This window comes from Rhizobium sp. FY34 (assembly GCF_005222845.1).
GTDB lineage: Bacteria > Pseudomonadota > Alphaproteobacteria > Rhizobiales > Rhizobiaceae > Neorhizobium.
On record NZ_STFZ01000011.1, the window covers coordinates 190,415 to 210,580 of the forward strand.

Consider the following 20,166-nt stretch of genomic DNA (forward strand, 5'->3'; position numbering starts at 1 on the left):
TCGCATGTATGTAGCCGTCAAGGGCGGAGAAACCGCCATTGCCAATGCCCATCGACTGCTGGCCGACCGCCGCCGCGGTGACCGCACGCTTCCCGGCCTTGCCATAGAGCAGATCATCGCGCAGCTCGGACTTGCCGTGGATCGGGTGATGGCCGAAGCCTCGCTTTACGACCGGTCGCTGGCGGCACTTGCCGTCAAGCAATCGCGTGGCGACATGATAGAGGCGATCTTCCTGCTGCGCGCCTATCGCACGACGCTTCCCCGCTTCGGGTCCTCCGTGCCGATCGAAACCGGCGCGATGCGCGTCGAGCGGCGCGTGTCTGCCACCTACAAGGATCTACCGGGCGGCCAGCTGCTCGGGCCGACCTTTGACTATACCCATCGCCTTCTCGATCCGTCGCTGCTCGACGATGGCGCCATCGATGCCCCCGCCACGCGGGACGATGCCGGCGAGGCGGTCATGCGCGTCTCCGATATTCTGGATGGCGAAGGACTGATCGAGCCGGACGGGCAGATGCCGCAGGACCATGTGCCCGGCGACATCACCCGCGAGCCGATGGAATTTCCGATGCCGCGCGATCTGCGTCTTCAGGCACTGGCGCGTGGCGACGAGGGTTTTCTGCTGGCTCTCGGCTATTCCACGCAGCGCGGCTATGGCCGCACACATCCCTTTGTCGGCGAAATCCGCATGGGACTGGTGAGCGTGGAGTTCGATGTGGCCGAACTCGGCTTTTCCGTCTCGCTGGGAGAAATCCGGGTGACGGAATGCCAGATGGTCAACCAGTTCAAGGGATCGGCCAAGGCCCCGCCGCAATTTACCCGCGGCTATGGGCTCGTCTTCGGCCAGAGCGAGCGCAAGGCCATGGCGATGTCGCTGGTCGATCGCGCCCTGCGTACAGAGGAATTCGGCGAGGATGTGGTTGCGCCTGCCCAGGACGAGGAATTCGTCATCTCCCATTGCGACAATGTCCAGGCGACCGGCTTCGTCGAACACCTGAAACTTCCCCACTATGTCGATTTCCAGGCCGAACTTGATCTGGTGCGGCGCATGCGCGCCAAGCATGCAGAGGGTAGAACCGCAGAAAGCGACCATCAGGAGGCCGCCGAATGAGCACGCCAGCAACCGAGCTTGCCAGCTATAATTTTGCCTATCTGGACGAACAGACGAAGCGGATGATCCGCCGCGCAATCCTGAAGGCCATCGCCATTCCCGGCTATCAGGTGCCGTTTGCCTCGCGCGAAATGCCGATGCCCTATGGCTGGGGAACCGGCGGCGTGCAGGTGACCGCCGCCATTCTCGGTCCCGATGATGTGCTGAAGGTGATCGACCAGGGCGCCGACGACACGACGAATGCGGTTTCCATCCGCGCCTTCTTCCAGAAGGTCGCCAATGTCGCGGTCACCACCCGCACATCCGAGGCAAGCATCATCCAGACCCGCCACCGCATACCGGAGGCGAAACTCACCACGGGCCAGATCCTCGTCTACCAGGTACCGATCCCGGAACCTCTGCGCTTTCTCGAACCGCGCGAGACGGAAACGAGGCAGATGCATGCGCTGGAGGATTACGGCCTCATGCATGTGAAGCTCTATGAGGACATCGCCCGTCATGGCCGTATCGCCACCACCTATGCCTATCCGGTGAAAGTTGCCGGACGCTATGTGATGGATCCCTCCCCGACGCCGAAATTCGACAATCCGAAAATGCACCGGTCCGAGGCGCTTCAGCTGTTCGGCGCCGGTCGCGAAAAGCGCATCTATGCAGTGCCCCCCTTCACCGATGTCGTCAGTCTCGATTTCGACGATCACCCCTTCGAAGTGCAGAGCTTCGACAAGCCCTGCGCGCTCTGCGGTGCGCAGCACGTCTATCTCGATGAGGTCGTGCTCGATGACAAGGGAGGCCGCATGTTCGTCTGTTCCGATACCGACCATTGCGAAACACGGCGGGCAGAGGGCCATACCGGCGACCAGACCGACATGCAGAAGGAGGCAGCGGAATGAGCGACCAGCCACTGTTTAAAGTTCGCGATGTCTCGAAATTCTACGGAAGCCGCATCGGCTGCCAGGCCGTCTCCTTCGATCTCTGGCCGGGCGAAGTGCTGGCGATTGTCGGCGAATCGGGCTCGGGCAAGACGACACTGCTCAACTGCCTGTCGACGCGGTTGATGCCGACGGATGGCAGCGTCGAATACCGGATGCGCGACGGCAGCTACAGCAATCTCTACGCGATGAGCGAGGCCGAGCGCCGCTTCCTGATGCGCACCGATTGGGGTTTCGTGCACCAGAACCCGGCAGACGGATTGCGCATGACGGTCTCTGCCGGCGCCAATGTCGGCGAGAGGCTGATGGCGGTCGGTGACCGGCACTATGGCCGCATCCGCCAGACAGCAACCGAATGGCTGGGCCGCGTCGAAATCGCGAGCGACCGCATCGACGACCAGCCACGCTCCTTTTCCGGCGGGATGCGCCAGCGCCTGCAGATCGCCCGCAATCTGGTCACCTCACCGCGCCTCGTCTTCATGGATGAACCGACCGGCGGTCTCGATGTGTCGGTGCAGGCCCGCCTGCTGGATCTGGTGCGCGGTCTTGTCAACGATCTGGGGCTGGCGGCCATCGTCGTCACCCATGATCTGGCTGTCGCCCGTCTCCTGTCGCATCGGATGATGGTGATGAAGGATGGCCATGTCATCGAACAGGGCCTGACCGACCGGGTGCTGGACGATCCACGCCAGCCCTATACCCAGCTTCTCGTCTCTTCGATCCTGCAAGTGTGAGGCAACCGCAATGACCACTCCCCTCACAGTCTCCGACGTCTCCAAGAGTTTCACCATGCACCTGCGCGGTGGCCTCAAGCTGCCGGTAGTCTCGAATGTCGCCTTCGGCGTCACCAAGGGCGAATGCGTCGTGCTTGGTGGACCGTCCGGGATCGGCAAAAGCTCGATCCTCAAGATGCTCTACGGCAATTATGCCGTCGACAGTGGGCAGATCCTCATCGATCACGACGGCGAGATTGTCGATATCGCCTCGGCCGATCCGCGCATCGTGTTGCAGGTTCGCCGCAAGAGCCTTGGCTATGTCAGCCAGTTTTTACGCACCGTGCCGCGCGTTTCGGCGCTCGACGTGGTGGCAGAACCGCTATTTGCCCGCGGCGTAGCGCCGGATGAGGCGCGCGAACGGGCCGAGGTTATGCTGTCGCGCCTTAACCTGCCGAAAGACCTCTGGTCTTTGCCGCCCGCGACCTTTTCCGGTGGCGAACAGCAGCGCGTCAACATCGCCCGCGGTTTCATCACCAATCACATCATCCTTCTGCTCGACGAGCCGACCGCATCGCTGGATGCCGCCAATCGCAAGGTGGTGGTCGAGATGATCGAGGCGAAAAAGGCGGCAGGCGTAGCACTGCTCGGCATTTTCCATGACGAGGAAGTGCGCCAGGCCGTGGCCGACCGCATCCTCGATGTCAGCGCATTTTCACCGCGAAAGGTCGCCGCATGATGAAGAAGCTTGGGCTTGAGCCTCTTATTCACCCGGATGCGCGCGTCGGCAATTCAACGCTTGGGCGCTATACGGAAGTGGCCGAGCGCTGCCGTCTCGACGAGGTGGAGATGGGAGACTATTCCTACATCATGCAGGATGGAGCCGTCTGGTGCGCCACCATTGGCAAATTCGCCAATATCGCCGCTGCCGTGCGCATCAATGCCACCAACCATCCAACATGGCGGCCAACGCTGCATCACTTCACCTATCGCGCTGGAGATTACTTCGAAGGCGCTGAAAACGATCATGATTTCTTCGCCTGGCGGCGCGAGAACCGCGTTACCATCGGCCATGACGTGTGGATCGGTCACGGCGCAACGGTGCTGCCCGGCGTGACTGTCGGCAATGGCGCGGTGATCGGCGCCGGCGCCGTCGTGTCCAAGGATGTCGCACCCTACACGATTGTCGGCGGCGTGCCGGCAAAGCTTATCCGCGAGCGCTTTCCAGAAGAAATAGCAAGCGGCATGCAAGGGTTGAAGTGGTGGGATTGGCCACATGAGCAACTTTTCGCTGCATTGCATGATTTCCGCGACCTTGATGCTATAGAATTTCTTCAAAAATACGCCTGACGACTTCGGAAAATCTCAAAATATCCATGAGATTCAGATGGATATGCGGATTTTACATTTCTGACGCAAAACAGACATGCAAGCTTTACATGGACGTTCTAGGGCTAGGTCCCGGCGTCAATGACTGATGGCAAAAGGGACGGCGATGAACCTCAATCTGACAAATCTTACCCGGCAGTTTGGCAGCAACAAGGCCGTGGACAGCGTCACGATCGAGATCCCCTCCGGCCAGATGGTCGGCGTGATTGGCCGATCCGGCGCAGGCAAATCGACGCTGCTGCGCATGATCAACAGACTGGCCGATCCAACCTCCGGCAACATCCTGTTCGGCGACCTCGACATTGCCAAACTGCATGGCAAGGCGCTGCGCGACTGGCAGTCGCAATGCGCAATGATCTTCCAGCAGTTCAATCTCGTGCCGCGCCTGGATGTCCTGACCAATGTGCTTCTGGGCCGCCTCAACCACCGTTCGACAACGCTCAGCCTTCTCAACATCTTCACCCGCGAGGAGCGCCTGATGGCGATCGCGGCGCTGGAGCGCCTCGGCATCGAGCAGACGGCACTGCAAGCGGCCGGCACGCTGTCTGGCGGCCAGCAGCAGCGCGTGGCCATTGCCCGTGCCCTGATGCAGTCGCCGAAGATGATCCTTGCCGATGAACCGATTGCCTCGCTCGACCCGCTGAACGCCAAGATCGTCATGGATGCCCTGCGCGATATCAACGAGCGTGAAGGCATTACCGTCATCACCAACCTGCACACGCTGGATACGGCGCGCAATTATTGCGAACGCATCATCGGCATGGCGCGCGGCCGCGTGGCGTTTGACGGCCCGCCGTCGCAGCTGACGGCGGCTGCCGTGCAGGAAATCTACGGCTCCGACAGAGATGGCGCCGGCATTGACGAGAGCATGACCTCGACCAGCATCAATATTCCAGTTGCAGCGCCGGGCGCCGCAGCCATGACATCCCCGGATTATAGGCCGCTCGCCACAGCCGGCGCCTAGGTCCGTACCGATCGCCAGCCCGCGTTAAGGGCAAGACGTTCCCGAAAGCCTCTTTAAGCATTCCGCTCTCACAGGAGATAACCTCATGTTGAAGAAGACCCTTCTTGCCGCCGTAGCACTTCTGTCGCTCGCCGGCGCTTCCCATGCCCAGGACGTCAAGGAATTCCGCATCGGCCTGATCGGCGGCGAAAATGAAGCCGACCGCCTGCGCAACAACCAGTGCCTCGTCGATCACCTGAAGAAGGAATTCGGCTTCGAAAAGGTATCGCTGTTCCCGGCCGCCGATTATGACGGCGTCATCCAGGGCCTGCTCGGCGGCACGCTGGACTATGCTGAACTCGGCGCTTCCGGCTATGCAAAGGCCTATCTGTCGAACCCCAAGGCTGTCGAGCCGATCCTGACCACCGTCCAGACCGACGGTTCGATGGGCTATTACTCGATCATGGTGGCCCGCAAGGATTCCGGCATGACCAAGGTCACCGACATCAAGGGCAAGAAACTCGGCTTTGCCGATCCGGACTCCACCTCCGGCTACCTGATCCCTTCCGTGACGCTGCCAGCAGCCCTCGGCGGCAAGCCGGTGAAGGAATATGTCGCCTCGACCGGTTTCGGCGGCGGCCATGAAAACCTCGTTCTCGAAGTCTTGAAGGGCACATTCGATGCCGGCACGACCTTCGGTTCGGGCGTTGGCAATTTCAAGGATGGCTACACCTCCGGCAACCTGAAGAAGATGGCCGACAAGGGCATCCTCAACATGGACGACCTGGTCGAGCTGTGGAAGTCGCCGCTCATCCCGAATGGCCCGATCGTCGTGCGCTCGTCGCTGTCCACCGACATGAAGAAGAAGCTGACCGCATTCATGATGGCGCTGCCGAAGACCGACGCGAAGTGCTTCGCGGCCATCGAAGGTGGTGAGTTCAAGGGCTTCGCCGAAGTCAACGAGAGCTTCTACAAGCCGATCATCGACGCCCGCAAGGCCACCATCGGCGGCTGATCCCAGCCTCTTTCGCAAGAACTATCGACGGCCGCCGCAGCCGGATCTGCGGCGGCCGGTTTTTCCGGCGCGACATTCGCATTTTTCCTTCACACGACGGTAGCCCCCATGCGCACCAGCCTTTCCCATGCCCCGCTCGGTGAACGGGGTGCCCAGATCGAGGCACACTGGCAGGTGCTGGCCCGCAGTCGCCGCTTCTATACGATCCTCAGCCTCGGCATTCTGTTTGTCGCGCTCTCCGGTTCGCTATGGTTTGCCAATGACAGCAATTCCGGAAAATTCTTCGACCGCCTGCCGCATGTGTTCGATTTCGTCGAGGATCTGGTGCCGCGCGACGCAACCGAGATCTGGCGGGCAATGTTTAACCTGCCCTCCCCCTACTACGATGGCAGTCTCAAATATGAATATGTCGAGGGGCGCCACTACGTCACCGAGAGCCTCTATATCCCTGAATATTTCTACAAGATGGCCGAGACGCTGAATATTGCGCTGGCTTCTACCATTATCGGATTTTTCTTCGGCGCCATCCTGTCTTTCCTCGCCGCCCGCAACATGGTGAAGAGCCCCTGGCTGCGCGGGCCTGTGCGCCGGTTCATGGAGGTCCTGCGCGCCTTTCCGGAAGTCGTACTGGCCGGCTTCTTTCTGGCCATCCTGTCGCTCGGGCCGATCCCGGCAATGATCGCCGTTTCGATCCACACGATCGGGGCGCTCGGCAAGCTGTTCTTCGAGGTGATCGAAAACGCCGACATGCGCCCCGACGAAGGCCTGAAGGCGGTCGGCGCCAGCTGGATCGAGCGCGTCTGGTTTGCCATCGTGCCGCAGGTCATGCCGAATTTCGTCAGCTATTTCCTGTTGCGGCTGGAGATCAATGTCCGCGCCTCCACCATTATCGGCGCGGTCGGCGGTGGCGGTATCGGCGAACAGTTGCGCCTTTCGATCAGCCGCGGCCACGAGGCAAAGACACTCGCCATCGTGTTGCTGTTGCTCATCACCATCATCGCCGTCGATCAGTTTTCCGCCTGGCTGCGTCGAAAGCTGGTGGGTGACCAGGCCTTCCAGGCTGTTGTTTGAGGATTTGACCATGCAGAGCCTGACAGCCGCCGACTTCGACGCCATCGCCGCCCGCCATCCGCATCTCTTGCAACCCTCCTTCTGGAGCCGATTTACAGCGCCAATCATCCTCGCATCAGCCATTCTCTATCTTGTCTTCTGCTCCTGGCTGTTTTCCGTCGGCACGGTGATGTCGAGCGCAAACTGGGGCATTGCCGGAAGCTATCTGGCCGAATGGGTGTCCTATGAGGAACGCCCGACCATAGCGATCCGCGACGATGGCACGATGAAGGTTGATTTCCCGCGCTTCGACCCGATTGGCCCCAATCCCAATCCCGACTGGTTGCAGGCAAAGCGCGAAACGGTAACCCGCACGATCACCACGCCGGCAACGACAGCGCAGCCGGATGCAGCACCCGCCTCCAGCTTTTCCTTCATGGCGCCGGCAGATCCAACATCGGCAACGGCCGCCACCGCAGCCAGCACGCAGACGGTAACCGAGGACGTGCTGACACATGCTCTGGTGCAGATGAACCCTGAGGCGTCGATCGAAATCGCACCGCCCAGCGTCACTGTTGTCCACGGCGACGAAACATTGTCGATTTCGCTGGGTGCCGATAGTGTGAAGGCTGGATCTGCTTTGCCTACCTGGGCAACGCAGCGGGCACCGGGTGAAAAGATCGTGCTTTCCTTCGGCTTTTCCGGCTGGGCGGAGGTGCGCAGTGACGCGGTCATCGTTCACAAGCGCTATCTCGGCTGGGCCGGCTTTTTCTTCGATATCGACTCGCCCTTTTTCGGCAAGTCCTGGTCGCAGATCGCCTCCCTCTTGTGGTCGGGCGAGCGGCTTGATCCGGCGCAGAGCAATCTGTCGCTCGCCATCGACAACATTCTCTATAACCCGTCCTGGCAGCATCTGGATGTGTGGACAAAACTGTTCCAGACCATCGTCATGGCCTTTGTAGGCACACTGTTTGCCATGATTGTCGCCTTCCCTTTGTCCTTCATCGCAGCGCGCAACATCACGCAGAACCGGCCAATCAACCAGCTGACAAAGCGCTTCTTCGATTTCCTGCGCTCGGTAGACATGTTGATCTGGGCACTGTTCTTCACCCGCGCCTTCGGGCCCGGACCGCTGGCCGGCATTTCGGCGATCTTCTTCACCGACACCGGTACGCTCGGCAAACTTTATGCCGAGGCGCTGGAAAACATCGATGACAAGCAGCGCGAGGGGGTTAAATCAGTCGGCGCGCCGCCCATGGCCGTGCAGAGATTTGGCGTCCTGCCACAGGTGCTGCCGGTATTTGCCTCCCAGGCGCTCTATTTCTGGGAAAGCAATACCCGCTCGGCCACCATTATCGGCGCCGTGGGTGCAGGCGGCATCGGCCTCAAGCTGTGGGAGGCGATGCGCACCCACACCAACTGGGAAAACGTCGCCTATATGGTGCTCCTCCTTCTCATCGTGGTGTTCATTTTCGACGCCATCTCGAACGCCCTGCGCTCGCGCCTTATCGGCAAGCGCGGCCATTGATATCCCGGCAAGCCACCGGCTTGTGCCTTCATACTGATCTGGAAAACACCATGCCCGAGACCATTTTATCCAACGCCCGCATCGTCCTTGAAGACCGCATCATCGAGGGCAGCATCAAGATCGTCGATGGTCTGATTGCCGATATCAGCGAGGGGCAAAGCCAGCTGGGCGAGGATTTCGCCGGCGATTATCTCATCGCCGGTCTCGTCGAGCTTCACACCGACCATCTGGAAACTCATTACTCGCCGCGTCCCGGCGTGCGCTGGGATGCGATTTCCGCCATCCAGGCGCATGACGCGCAGGTGGCAACGTCCGGCATTACCACCGTGTTCGACTGCCTGCGCATGGGCTCCGACGAGGATGGCGGCTTTGACCATGGCGAAATGCGCCAGATGGCCGATGCCATCGAGCAGGCGCAGGCGCAGGACCGCCTGCGTGCCCAGCACCTGCTGCACCTGCGCTGCGAGGTCTCGTCCGCAGACGTGATGCAGCATTTTGCCGATTTCGAGAGCGATCCGCATGTCCGGCTGGTATCGCTGATGGACCATGCCCCCGGCCAGCGGCAGTTCCAGACGATGGAGCATTATACGCTCTACTACAAAACCAAGCGCGGTCTTTCGGACGAAGCCTTTGCACGCTTTGTTGCCCGCAGGCAGGAGGCCTCGGCCCTCTATGCCACCCCCCATCGCGATGCGCTTGCCACTCTGTGCCGTGAGCGCGGCATCACCATTGCAAGCCATGACGATGCAACACTCGACCATGTGGACGAGGCCGTGGCGCATGGCGTGCGGCTGGCCGAATTCCCGACAAGCCTGGATGCCGCCGACGCCTCTCACAAAGCCGGTATGAGCGTTTTGATGGGAGCACCGAATGTGGTGCGCGGCAAATCGCATTCCGGCAATATTGCCGCGCGCGACCTCGCCAAACGCGGTGTGCTGGATGTGCTGTCGTCGGATTATGTGCCGCTCAGCCTTTTGCACGCGCCCTTCGTTCTGGCCGAAGATATCGATGGCCTGTCGCTGCCGCAGGCGCTGGCCATGGTAACATCGACACCGGCCCGCACCGTTGGGCTTGACGATCGCGGCCGCATCGCAACCGGGCTGAGGGCTGACCTGGTGCGCGTTGAGCGCTCTGAAGGCGTGCCCGTTGTGCGTTCCGTCTGGCGCGAAGGCCGGCGGGTTGCCTGATGATGGAAAATGCCGAGCGCAAACCCCACGACATGGTCGGCACCATGGTGGTGATTGTCGGCCCAAGCGGGGCCGGCAAGGATAGCCTGATCAACTATATTCGCCCCCACTTGGCGGATCGCGACACGGTGAATTTCGTCCGGCGGGTGATTACCCGCCCGTCAGATGCCGGTGGCGAGGATCACCAGCCCGCCAGCATGACAGACTTCGAAATGCTGCGGCAAAGAGGGGAATTTGCCATCCACTGGCAGGCGCATGGCCTGAGCTATGGCATTCCGGCCAGTGTCGGCCATGTGCTGGCAAACGGTCACACGGCCATTGCCAATGGCTCGCGCTCGGCGCTCGACCGGTTTGCCAGCGCCTTTCCAAACCTTCTGGTCGTCAATGTGATCGCCACGCCGGACGTTCTGGCAAGCCGCCTGCAATCGCGCGGGCGCGAAAGCCGCCAGGACATTGAAGCACGGCTGCGCCGCAGCAATGCCTTTTCTGTTCCCGCTGACTATCGCTCAGTTACCATAGACAACAGTGGCGCGCTGCACGAGGCCGGCGAGCGCCTGCTGGAGGTCATCACCGGCCTGGATTTATCCGGCAGCGCAGCCACCGGCTGACGTTGCGGCAACCCCGCCAGCCTATTCGTTTCGACAAGCCTTCCCCATTCAGCCATGTCAGCGCACTCAGATTGCACACAGTTGCAAACATTCTTCGAAACCCTGATTTGCCGGTGCAAAAGACCTACAACAAGTCCGGGAAACCGCAGGTAATATGCGGCACAACACCGTAAAATTTGCTGCACCTATGTGCATTGCGTCATCTGGCTGTCATGCAAACCGCTTAACCCTCTCGTCATATCGTAACGAGAGGACGAAGACATGGCCATGGTGCCAAGCGCGAACCTTCTTGCGCCGCCCAATGTCTGGCGTCGCATGCGCCATCGACTGGCCGTCGTTCGGCATGAGCCGGCACTGCTGATCGTCGCCATCCTGACGCTGTTCTTTCTTTACCTGATCGTCGGCCCTGTCCTGTCGATCCTTGGCGATGCCTTCGTGGTGCAATCGGGGGATTCCGCTCGCCTGCATCAGGATGAGGGAAGCCTGACCGCCTATTATCTGGCGCGTGTGTTTGCCTCCAAGATGTCGTCCATCCTGATCTGGACGCCGCTTGTCCATACGCTGTCGATTGCGGTGGCGACCGTGACATTGGCGCTGACGCTCGGGGTAACGCTTGCCTGGCTGATCAACCGCACGGATGTCTTTGGCAGGCGCTGGTTTGCAACGGCGCTCGTCGTGCCCTTCATGCTGCCGACCTGGACCTTTGCGCTCGCCTGGACGACGATTTTCAAGAATGGCACGGTCGGTGGCCAGCCCGGCTGGCTGCAGGCAATGGGCTTTGCGACACCGGACTGGCTGGCCTATGGCTATCTGCCAACCGTTTTCATCCTGACGCTGCACTATACGCCGCTGGTCTTCCTGATCGTCGGCAATGCGCTGAGACGGCTGGACGTGCAGATGGAGGAATGCGCCCGCATTCTGGGCGCCGGTACCCGAACCATCACCTTTTCGATCGTGCTGCCTCTGGTGCGCCCGGCTCTGCTGTCCGCCGCCCTGTTGATTTTTGCAGACTGCATCGGCGAATTCGCCGTGCCCTATCTTCTCGGCCTGCCGATCAACTATGACACGCTATCGACTGGCCTGTACCGAGCGCTGTCTTCGCGCCAGAACGGCGTTGCCGCCGTTCTGGCGGTCGCCATCATGACGATGGGCGTCATCACCCTTCTCATTGACATTCGCATGATGCGCGAAGCCCGCCGCTTCGTGACGGTGGGCGGACGCGGTGCCATGGAGCGGCGCCAGCCGCTGGGCTCCATGCGCCATCTCGCCGCCTCGCTGCCCGTTCTCTGCGTTCTCATCGGTGTTGTCCTTCCGCTGCTCACGCTTTTCCTGTCGACGGTGATGATCCTGCCGGGCCGCTTCACGCCCGACAATTTCACCCTCGCCTACTGGATCGGAAGCGACCTGCACACCATTGCCATGCGCAACGGTATTCTCGTGGCGCCGGATTTCTGGATCGCCGCCTGGAACACGGTGCGCATTGTCGGCATAGCCTCGGTCATTTCGGGCTGCCTCGGGCTTCTGGTCGGCTATGGCGTGCTGCGCAGCCCCGTCAGCCTTCTGGGCAATATCCTGCGCCAGATCACCTTCCTGCCCTATCTCGTGCCGGGCATCGCCTTTGCCGCCGCCTTCCTGTCGCTGTTTGCCGTTGCCCGCGGCCCGATCCCCGCCCTCTACGGCACGCCCTTCATCCTGATGCTGGCGCTGATTGCCGAAAACATGCCCTTTGCCAGCCGCGCCGGCATTGCCGCCATGACCCAGCTTGGCCGCGAACCGGAAGACGCCGCCCGCGTCGCCGGCGCCGGCTTCCTCACCCGCATGCGCCGGATCATCATTCCGATCCAGGCGGCACCGCTGGCAACCGCCATCCTGCTTCCCTTCATTTCGGGCATCAAGGGTGTCAGCCTCTTCGTCATCCTGGCCGTGCCCGCCACCGATGTCCTCACCACCTATTCGCTGCGCCTGCTCGATTACAATTACGACCAGGCTGCCAATGCCGTTGTCCTCATGATTGCCCTCGTCGCCTGGCTTGGAACCGTGTTGATCCAAAGGATCTCCGGCGCCGGCCTGTCGCGCGGACTGGAGAGCTGAAATGCCCGAGATTTCGCTGCACAACCTTGTCAAAGCCTATGGGAAATCCGCAAAGCCTGCGGTGGATGGCGTCAATCTCACCGTCGCAGACGGCGAATTCATGTGCCTGCTGGGGCCTTCCGGCTGCGGCAAGACAACCATTTTGCGCATGATCGCCGGTATCGAACATGCCAGCGGCGGAACGATCGCCATTGACGGCAGGCCGGTCGATTGCGTCGAACGCGGCCAGTTCGTGCCGCCGGAAAAGCGCCATGTCGGCCTGGTCTTCCAGAATTACGCGCTCTGGCCGCATATGACGGTGGCGCGCAATGTCGATTTCGGCCTGCGCCTGCAGCATGTGGATGCATCCGAGCGCGAAGCGCGCTGCCGCGACGTGATGACCAAGCTGCGCATCATCGATTATGCCGATCGCTACCCGTCGCAACTGTCCGGCGGCCAGCAACAACGCGTGGCGCTGGCCCGCATGCTTGCCGTCAATCCCGGCGTGCTTCTGCTCGATGAGCCTTTGTCCAATCTCGATGCTGCACTTCGCCTGGAAATGCGGGCAGAACTGCGCCGTCTGCACGAGACATTCGGCACGACCATCGTCTTCGTCAGCCACGACCAGTGGGAAGCGATGACGCTGGCCGATACGATAGCCGTGATGGAGGGCGGACATCTGCAGCAGGTGGGCACGCCGGACGAGATCTATGCCCGCCCGGCCAATCGTTTCGTCGCCGAATTCATCGGCAATCCGCGCATCAACATGATCCCATCGCGCGACCGCAAGGGCCAGGAAACCGATACCGCATCGCTGGGCCTGAAACTCACCGAACGGCTGCCGCGGGATGTGCCGATCGATGTCTGCGGCATTCGCCCGGAAGATATCCGCCTCTGCGAGACGCCGGCGGATGGGGCGCTGCCCTTTACCGTCGAAAGCATCATGCCCACCGGCGGCAGCTGGGTGATCGAACTCGCGCATGGCGAGGACCGCCTGTTTCATTCCACCCAGTCGCGGCCGCGCGTTCGCCCGAAAGACCAGATCGGCTGCCTGCTGCCGGACGAGGCTCTGCATCTTTTCGATGGGAGCGGCCGGCGCATGTCCATTCCAGGCTACGGCATGTCCGCCGCCGCCTGATGCAAGACGTGCAGCGGAAATGCCGCTGCACCAGACCCCATTGGCCCCTTCATTGAAGGGCGCCGGCTCTCACACACAGGAAGATGACCATGACCCTTTGCGTAAAGACAAGCCTTCTTTCGATCGCCGCCTCCCTCTTCAGCCTGTCAGCCGCATGTGCCGCTGAGCCCTTCGATCTCGACGCCCTGATTGCTGCGGCCAAGAAGGAAGCGCCCATCCACGTCTACGATTCGACCGGCAAGATTGTCGAGCAGGCCAAGGCCTTTTCCGCCAAATATGGCGTGCAAGCGATCGGCACCAAGGCCAAGGCACCCGACATTCTGGAAATCGTCAGCCGTGAAGCCAAGGCCGGCAATGTACAGGCGGATGTCGCCATCATTTCCGATGCGCCGGCTGCCCAGGAACAGCTGCTGGCCAAGAACTATGTGATCAGCTGGGTGCCGGGCGATCTCGCCGCCGACATTCCCGCCGCCTACCAGAACCCGCTGACGGCGCTTCTCGCCCCCAATGTCTGGACCTATAACACGGCGCTCAACAAATCCTGCCCGGTCAAGAACATCTGGGAACTGACGGAACCCAAGTGGAAGGGCAAGGTCTCGATGCAGGACCCGGTCGGCAAGCCTTCCTATACCGACTGGTTCAACCAGCTCGAGACGCATCATGACAAGGCGGTGGCCGATGCCTACCAGGCCCATTTCGGCAAGCCGCTGGTCACGAAGGAAGAAAGTGCCACGGCAGCCTTCGTCAAGGCGCTGGCCGGCAATGGTCCGCTGCTGACTGATTCCGATGGCGCCGCAGCCGATGCCGTCGGTGCTCCTGACGTCAAGGATACGTTTGTCGGCCTCGTCAGCACGGCGAAATACCGCGAGAACGAGAATGGCATGAAGCTTGGCATCTGCGCCGGCCTCGCACCCTTTGCCGGCTGGAGCTATCCCTCGCTCGGCCTGATTGCCGCCGGCAGCAAGAGCCCCAATGCCGCCAAGCTGTTCATTCGCTACATGATGACCGCCGAAGGTATTGCACCGCAGTCGCAGGACGGCAAAATGTCGACGAATACCAAGATTTCCCTTCCGGCAGACGAGCCGTCGGGCATTGCCAAGATCAAGGACCAGATCATGGGCTATGAGGCAGCCACCGCATCGTCGGACTGGCAGCACCGTCAGGACTGGCAGGACCTCTGGAGCCTGAACTACAAGAAGTAAACACAAAAGTACGCGATTCTAAGCCAAGACCGGTCGGTGACCCGCCCCGGTCTTGTGCCCTCCATAGAAAGACATGACATTGAGCACCACGCAATTGGACAGGCGGGAAGCCGCCCTTCACCAAATCATCAAGGGCGCAGGCGCGCTTGCACTGGAATGCTACCGCAAGCGGCGCGCCGGCGAGTTCAGCCTGAAGGGCCGTCAGGATTTTCTGACCGAAGCAGACGGGCTGGTCGAGGCCCATATCCGCCACGAACTCGCCCAGCAGTTTCCGGAGGATGGACTTCTGGGCGAAGAGACCGGCGGCACGACGGATGCGCCATCGCTCTGGGTCGTGGATCCGATCGACGGCACGGCCAATTTTGCCCGTGGCATCGACCATTTCTGCGTCGCCATCGCCTTCGTCGAAAAGGGCGTCGTCGAGCTTGGCGCAACGTTCAATCCGGTCAGCGGTGAATTCTATACCGCCCGCAAGGGTCGCGGCGCCATGAAGAACGGCGTCGCCCTTCGCACGGCATTCACTTCAGCCATGGAAAGCGCCTCGATCGAACTCGGCTGGTCGCCGCGCGCACCCGATGACACCTATATGCAGATGTTCTCGTCGATCCTGAAGAGCGGCGCCAATATCCGCCGCGGCGCGTCGGGCGCTCTGGCGTTGGCCTGGGTTGCTGAAGGCCGCACCGATGGCTATGTCGAATACCACATGAATGCCTGGGATTGCCTGGGCGGCCTGCTGATGGTGCGCGAAGCCGGCGGCAGAACCGGGCTCTATCCGGCCAATGCAGCCGCGATTGCCGACGGTGGCCAGATCATCGCCGCAGCGCCAGCCCTTGCCGAGGTTCTGGCAAAGGCGGTCCAGATGCCCCTTTCGAGCATAGAATGAAGCGATAGCACAATGTCTCTTGCCGAAAAGACCTTCCATTATCCCCGCGCCACAATCAGCCTCATTGAGAGCAATCTCCCCGGCTGGGATGTCGATCTTTATGTCGGCGGTTCCGATGCCGCAGCCGATATGGACCTCCTGCATGCACGCAACATCAAGGCCGTGCTAAATTGCGCGGTCAATCTCGATATCAATCTGGTCAAGCACCCGAAGACGGAAGTCGGTGCGCATCTAGTCCCGCACGGGTCCGGCCATGTGCGCTATTACAAGCTCGGGCTGATCGACGGGCCGGGAAATCCCGAGATGATGATGCTGGCCGGCTATCACCTGCTGCGCTCCATGCTTGACCAGGAACTGCCGGACAAGCCCTCCTATCCCTTGCGGGAAAAGGGCCATATCCTGGTCAACTGCCGGGGTGGACGAAGCCGCTCGGTGGCATTGGTCTCGCTGTTCCTGCATCTGGAATTGCCGTTCCGCTATCCCACGCTTCAGGCAGCGATTGCCCATGTGCGCGAAAAACGCGGGCTGCATCCGGATGAATGGTTCGAAACACCGAAACCCGATCTCGTCCACATCGCAGAGCGTGCAGGCGCCATGGCAAAACTGCTGACGGCGGCAGGTTATGGCAAGGCAGCGGTGCTGAAATGACGAGACATCCGCCAAAGACACTTGCCAGTGCAGCCGAGGTGGCGCGGCTTGCCGGCGTGTCCCGATCCGCCGTGTCACGCACCTTCACGCAAGGGGCAAGCGTCTCGGATGAGACGCGCGAGAAGGTCCTCTCCGCCGCCCGCCAGCTGAACTATCACGTCAACCATCTGGCGCGCGGCCTATCCCAGGAGAAGAGTAGGCCCGTCTGCATCCTGGGTGCTGACCTCAACGCGCCCTATCAGGCAAGCCTTCTCGATGCCATCACCCAGCGCCTGCAGATGGCCGGGCGCGCGGTAATGGTCATCAACACCGCTGGCGGCGAGGCCAATGCCGACAAGGCACTGCGCCAGACACTGCATTATAGGGCGTCCGCCACCATCGTTCTATCCGGCACACCACCGGCAAGCCTGGTGGAGACCTGCCTTGACAGCGGCCAGCACGTCATCCTCATCAACCGGGCCGGCCAGTTCGAGGGCGCCGACCATATCTCGATCGACCACGAAACCGCCATGGCCGATGCCCATCACATGCTGGCGCGAGCCGGCTGCCGGACGATGGCCGTGGTATCCTCGACAATTGCCTCGGCAAGCCTAACGGCCCGCGAGCAGATGTTCATGGCGGCCGCCGAAGCGGCCGGTCATCATTGCACGTTGCTGCGGGCCGGGCCGACCAATTATGCGACCGGCGCCGAAGCTGCACGCCGCCTGCTGGCCGCCCGCGACCGGCCGGAGGCCGTGTTCTGCGTGACCGACCTGATTGCCTGCGGCTTCATGGATACCGCACGCCAGGAATTCGGCATTCGCATCCCGGACGATCTCTGCGTCGTCGGCTTCGACAATATCGAGCAGGCCGGTTGGCTGAGCTACCAGCTGACCACCTTTGCCCAGCCGCTGGACGAGATGGCCGGCGCCATTACCCGACTGCTGGAACAGAGCGCGGAGGGGAAATCGCAGCGGGCAAACCTCGTCTACGAGGCGCCGCCGGTCTGGCGCAACACGGTGCGCGCGCGGTCCAACGGCTAACCGGAAAGGGCGCGTCAGACGCGCATGATCCATGGCCTCTCGCCCGAGCGCTTTGACGTTTGGCAGATCGATGAAACGAAAGGCCAAGACAAACGCCCTCACCTGTTTTACGACTGGCGCTCACGCTCAAAGACGCCGTCACACAGGGAGAAAAACACCATGCGCGAAACCCAGACCGTCATCCCGGCGCCCGCCCCGGTGTTCTTGCCTGTCGCCGGATCGGAAGCCGTATTTCCGGTGCGCCGTGTCTATTGCGTCGGGCGCAATTATGCCGACCACGCCATCGAAATGGGGCATGATCCGTCGCGCGAGCCGCCCTTCTTCTTCCAGAAGAACCCGCAGAACCTGGTCATAAACGGGCAATTCCCCTATCCGTCCCTATCCTCCAATGTGCATTTCGAGGTGGAACTGGTGATGGCGCTGAAGGCTGGCGGGCAGGATATACCGCTGGAAGAGGCGCTGTCTTGCGTCTGGGGCTATGGCGTCGGCGTGGATTTCACCCGCCGCGACCTGCAGGACGCCATCAAGAAGGCTGGGCGCCCCTGGGAAGCGGCCAAGGCATTTGAGGCATCAGCACCCATCTCGCCACTGGTGCCGGCCGACCAAATCGGCCATCCGCAACAGGGGGAGATCTTTCTCGACGTGAATGGCGTGCGCAAGCAGACCGGCGATCTGGCGCAGATGATCTGGAAACTGCCGGAGATCGTCACCGAACTCTCAAAACTCTTTACGCTTGCGCCGGGCGATATCATCATGACCGGCACGCCGGCGGGTGTCGGACCGGTCGTGCGGGGCGACCGCATTGCCTGCGGCGTCACCGGCGTGGCAATGCTCGACGTTACCGTCATCTAACGCAAAAGACCTTTCGAGGAGGAACCACGATGCCGCTTTATTCCCTGGGCGAGTTTTCACCCAAAGTGCCGGCGCCCGGCAGCTTCTGGGTCGCACCTGGCGCGCATGTCATCGGCAAGGTGGAGATCGGCGAGGATGTCGGCATCTGGTTCGGCGTCACCATCCGTGGCGATAATGAATGGATCACCATAGGCGCTATGACCAATATCCAGGAAAACACCGTGATCCATACCGATTGGGGCTTTCCAGCCATAATCGGAACCGGCTGCACCATCGGCCATGGCGCAATCATCCACGGCTGCACGATCGGCGACAATTCCTTGATCGGCATGGGCGCCACAGTGCTGAACGGCGCAAGGATCGGCAAAAATTGCCTTGTCGGCGCCAACGCGCTGGTGACGGAGGGGCGCGAATTTGCCGATAATTCCCTGATCGTCGGCTCGCCTGCCAAGGCCATCCGCACCCTGGATGTTCAGGCCGTGGAGCGCTTGAAAGCCTCCGCCGCAAATTACGCCGCCAACTGGAAGCGCTTTGCCTCAGAGCTTGGTGCGCCGATCGCCTGACGTAAGGTTAGGAACAGCCCGACGTTAGGTAAGCCGGAAGGTAAAAATTTACATTTAATGTCTAATCTGCCGCCAAGCATGCACCTGCGGCTGCTTCGGAAGGTTTGGATCGATGACCGGTTGCTCGCAAACGCAATCTTCTGACAGGGACGTACTTCGCCAGCAGGTCGCTCAAGCGCTGTCTTCGCGGCGTCGCTCGCGCGTGTTCAGTCAGCCGCTGGAGGCCGACTATCAGATCTATTCAGCCGGGCACAAATCTCGGCATGCGATCCCCGCCACCGTGATATGCCTTGCCATCTTCAATCTCGGCCTCATCGTGGATTATATGTTCCGGCCGGAGCTTTTCTGGCTATTCTTCTTCCTGCGCTCGGTTGCTGCAACGCTGCCCTGCTTTCTTCTGATCTGGCTGTCAGGCCGCCTGCCGGTCTATTGGCTGCGTGACTGGATGGCCGCCGCCGGCCTTGCCTGGATCGGCGTGGGCGTCAATGTTCTCATCACCCTGCGAGATGCGCCCGCGGCGCAGCTTGCCTTCAGCATCGGCATGCTGATCATCGTTACCAATATCGTCTTTAACCTGCGCACCAGGGTTGCCGTCAGCACCTCCACATTGATCTGCGTGGTGACCGGTGCATTCCTGTGGCCGCGCCTTGCAACGTTTGAGCAGTCCGACGTCCTCGCTCTTGCCTTTCTTGTCGCAACATCGATCATGACCCTGGTGGCAAATTCCCGGCTGGAAGGCACGCTGCGCCATCTTTATCTGCTCATCATGCGTGAGCAGATGCGCACCGATGCCATGGAACGCGAGAATGTGGCGCTGAGCACGATTTCCTTCACCGATGCCCTGACCGGCATCGCCAATCGCCGGCGGTTCGAGCAGGAATTCGAACGGATCTGCCGGATGGCCGTGGAGACCGGGAAAAGGCTTGCCCTCCTCATCGTCGATGTCGATCACTTCAAGCGCTACAACGATACCTATGGGCATCCCGCCGGCGATGAATGCCTGAAGCATGTGGCAGATGTTCTGGCGCACCAGGTCCGCCACGACAGCGATCTGACCTGCCGGCTGGGCGGCGAAGAGTTTGCCGTGCTGATGCAGGATGCCGACGAAGACGGCGCATACCAGGTGGCCAACCGCGTGCACACAGCGCTACTGTCCGGCTGGCCGGAGGGTCTGGCGCCGGTCACGGTCAGCATCGGGCTCGCCATCCTGCCGGGTGCGGCACCGGCGCAGATTATGGCGCTCGCGGACAAGGCGCTTTACCAGGCGAAACAGCAGGGTCGCAATCAAACAGTCCTGACGGCGCAGGCAGCCTGA

20 protein-coding genes are annotated in these 20,166 nt (G+C 61.3%); all 20 read left to right on the forward strand.

Annotated elements, in window-relative coordinates:
- Positions 1–4 precede the first annotated feature (4 nt).
- A complete protein-coding gene (locus tag E8M77_RS07925) occupies positions 5–1,111 on the forward strand; it encodes a carbon-phosphorus lyase complex subunit PhnI (RefSeq protein ID WP_137130093.1) in 1,107 nt (368 codons plus the stop codon).
- On the forward strand, positions 1,108–2,001 hold the full coding sequence (locus E8M77_RS07930; protein WP_137130094.1) for an alpha-D-ribose 1-methylphosphonate 5-phosphate C-P-lyase PhnJ: 894 nt from the start codon (positions 1,108–1,110) through the stop codon (positions 1,999–2,001). Before E8M77_RS07925 ends, E8M77_RS07930 begins: the two co-directional genes overlap by 4 nt.
- Positions 1,998–2,774 (forward strand): phosphonate C-P lyase system protein PhnK, encoded by a 777-nt coding sequence (gene phnK / locus E8M77_RS07935; protein WP_137130095.1) that lies wholly within the window; start codon positions 1,998–2,000, stop codon positions 2,772–2,774. Before E8M77_RS07930 ends, phnK begins: the two co-directional genes overlap by 4 nt.
- A 10-nt stretch (positions 2,775–2,784) precedes the next feature.
- Positions 2,785–3,492 carry a phosphonate C-P lyase system protein PhnL gene (gene phnL / locus E8M77_RS07940; protein ID WP_137130096.1) on the forward strand — a complete coding sequence of 236 codons (708 nt, stop codon included), beginning with the start codon at positions 2,785–2,787 and terminating at the stop codon, positions 3,490–3,492.
- The gene (locus E8M77_RS07945) at positions 3,489–4,103 is read left to right on the forward strand and encodes a DapH/DapD/GlmU-related protein (RefSeq protein ID WP_137130097.1); all 615 of its coding nucleotides are present in this window, start codon (positions 3,489–3,491) and stop codon (positions 4,101–4,103) included. Before phnL ends, E8M77_RS07945 begins: the two co-directional genes overlap by 4 nt.
- A 145-nt stretch (positions 4,104–4,248) precedes the next feature.
- Entirely contained in the window at positions 4,249–5,106 is an 858-nt protein-coding gene (phnC, locus tag E8M77_RS07950) for a phosphonate ABC transporter ATP-binding protein (RefSeq protein WP_137130461.1), read from the forward strand.
- Positions 5,107–5,191: 85 nt separating this feature from the next.
- The gene (gene phnD / locus E8M77_RS07955; protein WP_137130098.1) at positions 5,192–6,100 is read left to right on the forward strand and encodes a phosphonate ABC transporter substrate-binding protein; all 909 of its coding nucleotides are present in this window, start codon (positions 5,192–5,194) and stop codon (positions 6,098–6,100) included.
- 108 nt (positions 6,101–6,208) lie between these two features.
- Entirely contained in the window at positions 6,209–7,171 is a 963-nt protein-coding gene (gene phnE, locus E8M77_RS07960; RefSeq protein WP_137130099.1) for a phosphonate ABC transporter, permease protein PhnE, read from the forward strand.
- Positions 7,172–7,181: 10 nt separating this feature from the next.
- Positions 7,182–8,678, forward strand: coding sequence for a phosphonate ABC transporter, permease protein PhnE (gene phnE / locus E8M77_RS07965; protein WP_137130100.1), 1,497 nt, complete (start codon positions 7,182–7,184; stop codon positions 8,676–8,678).
- Between the two features lie 50 nt (positions 8,679–8,728).
- The gene (locus E8M77_RS07970; protein ID WP_137130101.1) at positions 8,729–9,865 is read left to right on the forward strand and encodes an alpha-D-ribose 1-methylphosphonate 5-triphosphate diphosphatase; all 1,137 of its coding nucleotides are present in this window, start codon (positions 8,729–8,731) and stop codon (positions 9,863–9,865) included.
- Positions 9,865–10,473, forward strand: a complete 609-nt coding sequence (gene phnN, locus E8M77_RS07975; protein ID WP_246659172.1) for a phosphonate metabolism protein/1,5-bisphosphokinase (PRPP-forming) PhnN — start codon at positions 9,865–9,867, stop codon at positions 10,471–10,473. Before E8M77_RS07970 ends, phnN begins: the two co-directional genes overlap by 1 nt.
- Positions 10,474–10,734: 261 nt before the next feature.
- Positions 10,735–12,564 (forward strand): iron ABC transporter permease, encoded by a 1,830-nt coding sequence (locus E8M77_RS07980; RefSeq protein WP_205910465.1) that lies wholly within the window; start codon positions 10,735–10,737, stop codon positions 12,562–12,564.
- Between the two features lies 1 nt (position 12,565).
- Positions 12,566–13,681 carry an ABC transporter ATP-binding protein gene (locus E8M77_RS07985; RefSeq protein WP_137130102.1) on the forward strand — a complete coding sequence of 372 codons (1,116 nt, stop codon included), beginning with the start codon at positions 12,566–12,568 and terminating at the stop codon, positions 13,679–13,681.
- Positions 13,682–13,770: 89 nt separating this feature from the next.
- Positions 13,771–14,883 (forward strand): ABC transporter substrate-binding protein, encoded by a 1,113-nt coding sequence (locus E8M77_RS07990; RefSeq protein ID WP_137130103.1) that lies wholly within the window; start codon positions 13,771–13,773, stop codon positions 14,881–14,883.
- A gap of 73 nt (positions 14,884–14,956) precedes the next feature.
- A complete protein-coding gene (locus tag E8M77_RS24020; RefSeq protein WP_205910467.1) occupies positions 14,957–15,766 on the forward strand; it encodes an inositol monophosphatase in 810 nt (269 codons plus the stop codon).
- Positions 15,767–15,778: 12 nt separating this feature from the next.
- Positions 15,779–16,414, forward strand: coding sequence for a dual specificity protein phosphatase (locus tag E8M77_RS24025; protein WP_205910468.1), 636 nt, complete (start codon positions 15,779–15,781; stop codon positions 16,412–16,414).
- A complete protein-coding gene (locus tag E8M77_RS08000; protein ID WP_137130104.1) occupies positions 16,411–17,436 on the forward strand; it encodes a substrate-binding domain-containing protein in 1,026 nt (341 codons plus the stop codon). Before E8M77_RS24025 ends, E8M77_RS08000 begins: the two co-directional genes overlap by 4 nt.
- 159 nt (positions 17,437–17,595) lie before the next feature.
- Positions 17,596–18,288: a fumarylacetoacetate hydrolase family protein gene (locus tag E8M77_RS08005; protein WP_137130105.1), complete on the forward strand. Its 693-nt coding sequence runs from the start codon at positions 17,596–17,598 to the stop codon at positions 18,286–18,288.
- Between the two features lie 29 nt (positions 18,289–18,317).
- Complete coding sequence (locus E8M77_RS08010; RefSeq protein ID WP_137130106.1) at positions 18,318–18,851, forward strand: gamma carbonic anhydrase family protein; 534 nt, start codon at positions 18,318–18,320, stop codon at positions 18,849–18,851.
- Between the two features lie 202 nt (positions 18,852–19,053).
- Entirely contained in the window at positions 19,054–20,166 is a 1,113-nt protein-coding gene (locus E8M77_RS08015) for a GGDEF domain-containing protein (RefSeq protein WP_170975786.1), read from the forward strand.